Origin of the sequence: Pseudomonas sp. KB_15 (genome assembly GCF_052114525.1) — a bacterium.
In the GTDB taxonomy this organism is placed as follows: Bacteria; Pseudomonadota; Gammaproteobacteria; order Pseudomonadales; family Pseudomonadaceae; genus Aquipseudomonas.
Map to the genome: position 1 here is coordinate 1 of NZ_JBFREX010000092.1, position 3,968 is coordinate 3,968.

Annotated in this window: 3 protein-coding genes and 1 rRNA gene; all 4 read left to right on the top strand. The window is 57.0% G+C overall.

The genetic code is table 11. The features are described 5' to 3' along the window. Positions 1-6: 6 nt before the first annotated feature. The 4 genes from rrf (at position 7) to AB4Z35_RS29730 (ending at position 3,836) form a co-directional block, all read left to right on the top strand. Positions 7-122: ribosomal RNA gene (rrf, locus tag AB4Z35_RS29715) — 5S ribosomal RNA — on the top strand. Between the two features lie 148 nt (positions 123-270). Then, the gene (locus AB4Z35_RS29720; protein WP_277531788.1) at positions 271-930 is read left to right on the top strand and encodes a paraquat-inducible protein A; all 660 of its coding nucleotides are present in this window, start codon (positions 271-273) and stop codon (positions 928-930) included. Beyond that, positions 917-1,540 carry a paraquat-inducible protein A gene (locus AB4Z35_RS29725; RefSeq protein WP_007997011.1) on the top strand — a complete coding sequence of 208 codons (624 nt, stop codon included), beginning with the start codon at positions 917-919 and terminating at the stop codon, positions 1,538-1,540. The genes AB4Z35_RS29720 and AB4Z35_RS29725 overlap by 14 nt, the downstream gene beginning before the upstream one ends. After that, complete coding sequence (locus AB4Z35_RS29730) at positions 1,533-3,836, top strand: PqiB family protein (protein WP_442101121.1); 2,304 nt, start codon at positions 1,533-1,535, stop codon at positions 3,834-3,836. The genes AB4Z35_RS29725 and AB4Z35_RS29730 overlap by 8 nt, the downstream gene beginning before the upstream one ends. The last annotated feature ends 132 nt before the right edge of the window (positions 3,837-3,968 follow it).

Genomic DNA, 3,968 nt, shown 5'->3' on the forward strand with positions numbered 1-3,968 from the left:
GAATTTCTTGACGACCATAGAGCATTGGAACCACCTGATCCCATCCCGAACTCAGCAGTGAAACGATGCATCGCCGATGGTAGTGTGGGGTTTCCCCATGTGAGAGTAGGTCATCGTCAAGATTAAATTCCGAAACCCCTATCTGCGTAYGCAGGTAGGGGTTTTGTTTTTGCGCGTGAAAAAAACAGGACTGGTTGTTGCACATTTCGCACAGTTATTTTCAGTCCATGGCACTAGAATAGGCCCAACTTTTTCAGAATCAGAGCCTTTATGCCGGATCCGGTTGACGCCCAAGGGCTGTCAGAATTACCGCTAGACAATCTGGTTGCCTGTCATGAGTGCGACCTGCTGATGCGTAAGCCAGAACTCGCCCACGGCGAAAAAGCCCTGTGCCCGCGCTGTGGCTACGAGCTTTATGCCCATCGCTACAACGTCGTACAGCGCAGCCTTGCCTTGGTCATCGCCGCCTTGATGTTGTTTATTCCGGCGAACTTTTTACCCATCATGCAACTCAATCTGCTCGGGCAATCTTCGCAAGACACTGTCTGGAGCGGTGTTGTCGCCCTTTTTGACACAGGCATGCAAAGCGTTTCGGTGGTCGTGTTCCTGTGCAGCATGGGGATCCCGCTGCTCAAGCTACTGTGCCAACTGGCCGTATTGTTGAGTATCCGTTTTGATATCGGACGCAGCTACGGCTTGTTGCTCTATCGCATTTATCACCATATACGCGAATGGGGGATGCTCGAGGTTTACTTCATGGGCGTGCTGGTGGCGATCGTCAAGCTGGCAGATATGGCAGCAATCACCGTAGGCCTCGGCCTGGCGTGCTTCATTGGTTTGTTGCTGATTCAAGTCTGGCTGGAGGTCGTGATGTCGCCTCACCAGATCTGGCAAGCATTATCAGGAGAGGATGCCCATGCGGGCGATTGATGCAGGCATTCTGATTTGCAAGGAATGTCATGAATTGAACAGGCAGGAAGCTGATACCGATGAGCAAGTCTGTACACGCTGCGGAGCGTTGGTGCATGCCCGCAGCCCGAATAGCCTGGTGCGCACCTGGGCATTGCTGATTACAGCCGCCATTCTTTACATACCGGCCAATTTGTTGCCGATCATGACCGTGAACTCCCTGGGCAAAGGTGCGCCCAGCACGATCATGGCCGGTGTGATCGAGTTGATGCACTACGGAATGTTCCCCATTGCGGCCGTGGTGTTTATCGCCAGTATCGTGGTGCCCACGTTCAAGCTGGTGGGCATCGCTCTGCTGCTGTTTTCCGTGCAGCGCCGTCAGCCCCTTTCGGCTCGCCAGCGTATCTGGATGTACCGTTTCATTGAATTCATCGGCCGCTGGTCGATGCTCGATATCTTTGTGATCGCCATCCTCGTGGCGGTCGTGAATTTTGGGCGGCTTGCCAGCATCGAAGCCAATCTTGGCGCCATCGCTTTCGCCACGGTGGTGATTCTGACGATGCTTGCCGCAGTAACTTTCGATCCCCGACTGATTTGGGATAACACGGAGTCGGACGACGACCATGACTGATTTGCCTGTAGCGAAAACCCGACCGGCCTCGAACTGGTCTGCCATTTGGGTGTTGCCCCTGATCGCCTTGATCATCGGTGGCTGGCTCGGCTGGCGTGCCTATAACGAGACCGGAATCGAGATTCAGGTGCGTTTTGAGAGTGGCGAAGGCATTCAGGCCAACAAGACCGAAGTTGTCTATAAAGGCATGCCGGTCGGCAAGGTCAAAAGCCTGAAGCTCGATGACGAGGGCAGTTCCAAAGGTGTGATCGCCAGCATCGAAATGAACAAGGATGTGGAGCAATACCTGCGAACCAGCACGCGTTTCTGGCTTGTGAAGCCGAGCGTGACTCTGGCTGGTATTACTGGCCTCGAGACGCTGGTTTCGGGCAACTACGTTGCGATCAGTCCGGGTGAGGGGGAACCGGTTCGCAAGTTCAAGGCCCTGGCTCAGGAGCCACCGCTCTCCGATGCCCAGCCGGGTCTGCACCTGACCATCAAGGCCGATCGCCTGGGTTCGCTGAACCGTGGCAGTCCGGTGTTCTACAAACAGATCAAGGTGGGCCAGATCAAGAGCTACGTGTTGTCCGAGGACCAGAGCACCGTCGAGCTCAAGGTCTTCATTGAGCCGACTTACGCCAAGCTGGTGCGCAAACACACACGTTTCTGGAACGCCAGCGGCATCAGCATCGATGCCAATCTGTCGGGCGTGAAGGTTCGCAGCGAGTCGTTGGCCAGCATCGTCGCCGGTGGTATTGCATTCGCTACGCCTGAAAACCGCAAGGACAGCCCGCCTACCGACCCAAGCCTGCCGTTCAGACTCTACGAAGACTTCGATGCAGCGGCGGCGGGTATCCGGGTCAAGGTCAAGCTCAGTGACTTCGAAGGCTTGCAGGCCGGTCGTACGCCGGTGATGTACAAAGGTATTCAGGTCGGCAATCTCAAGGCGCTGAAGGTCGATCCTGACCTGTCCGGGGCCACCGCCGAGTTGACGATGGACCCGTTGGCCGAGGATTACCTGGTCGAAGGCACCCAATTCTGGGTGGTCAAACCGTCGATTTCCCTGGCGGGCATTACCGGCCTCGAGGCGTTGGTCAAAGGCAACTACATCGCTGTGCGACCTGGCGACAAGGGTTCGGCACCACAACGGGAGTTTGTGGCACGAGCCAAGGCGCCGCCGCTGGATCTGCGTGCACCGGGTCTGCACCTGGTGTTGTTCACGGAAAATCTCGGCTCGCTGGAAGTCGGCAGCCCGGTTCTCTACAAGCAGGTTAAAGTCGGCTCCGTGCAGAGCTATCAGTTCTCACGCACCAGGAAACAACTGATCATTGGTGTGCACATCGAGAAGGAATACGAAGGCCTGGTCAACGCTTCGACGCGCTTCTGGAACGCCAGTGGCATCACCCTCACGGGCGGGCTGACCGGTGGGGTCCAGGTTAAAAGCGAGTCGTTGCAGAGCTTGATGGCCGGCGGCATTGCCTTCGAGACCCCACGAGACAAAGCCCCGTTGCAAAAGCGTGTTCCACGTTTCCGTCTGTTCGCGAACCATGAAGAGGCCACGCAGAAAGGCGAAGTCATCACGATCAAGCTCGATCGCGCTGATGGCTTGCGTACCGGCACTCCGATTCGTTTCAAGGGGCTGGATGTCGGCAAGGTGGAAGACGTTGATCTGAGCGAGGATCTGCAATCGGTGCTGCTGACCGCGCGGATTACCGAAGTACCGGAGCGCATCGCCCGGGTCGGTAGTCAGTTCTGGGTGGTCAAGCCTGAACTGGGGCTGATCAAGACGTCCAACCTTGAAACCCTGGTGACCGGGCAATACATCGAGGTGCAACCGGCGCCGAAAAATCTGGGACCGCAGAAGAACTTTGTCGCATTGGCCACTGCGCCGGAAACTGCCAGGCAGGAGGAGGGATTGAGTCTGGTGCTGAGCGCCGCTCGTCGTGGTTCGCTGAAGGCCGGTGTGCCGGTGACGTATCGCGAAATTACAGTGGGCAAGGTGACTGGTTATGAACTGGGGCAGACCGCTGATCGCGTGCTGATCCATATCCTGATCGAGCCGAAGTACGCGCCACTGGTGCGCAGCGGTACACGGTTCTGGAACACCAGCGGTTTCGACTTCGATGTCGGTCTGTTCAAAGGCGCAACGGTGCGTACTGAATCCCTGGAAACGATGATTCAGGGCGGTGTCGCCTTCGCCACGCCGGACGGCGAGCGCATGGGCAGCCCGGCGCGAGCGGAGCAGACGTTTGCGTTGTTCGACAAGTTTGAAGAGGAATGGCTGGGCTGGGCGCCGAAGATTTCGCTGGGTAAATAGTCTGAGGGTTATGTGGCGTCGGTGATGACGCCTTCGTCGGAACGCCGCCCGGGGCAAGCCCGCTCCCACAGGAAACTGCGTTGTACACATAATCTATGATCAACCAGTAACCCTGTGGGAGCGGGCTTGCCC

Coding starts and splice junctions, on each gene's coding strand:
- AB4Z35_RS29720 (WP_277531788.1), top strand. CDS start 271: ATGCCGGATCCGGTTGACGCCCAAGGGCTGTCAGAATTACCGCTAGAC.
- AB4Z35_RS29725 (WP_007997011.1), top strand. CDS start 917: ATGCGGGCGATTGATGCAGGCATTCTGATTTGCAAGGAATGTCATGAA.
- AB4Z35_RS29730 (WP_442101121.1), top strand. CDS start 1,533: ATGACTGATTTGCCTGTAGCGAAAACCCGACCGGCCTCGAACTGGTCT.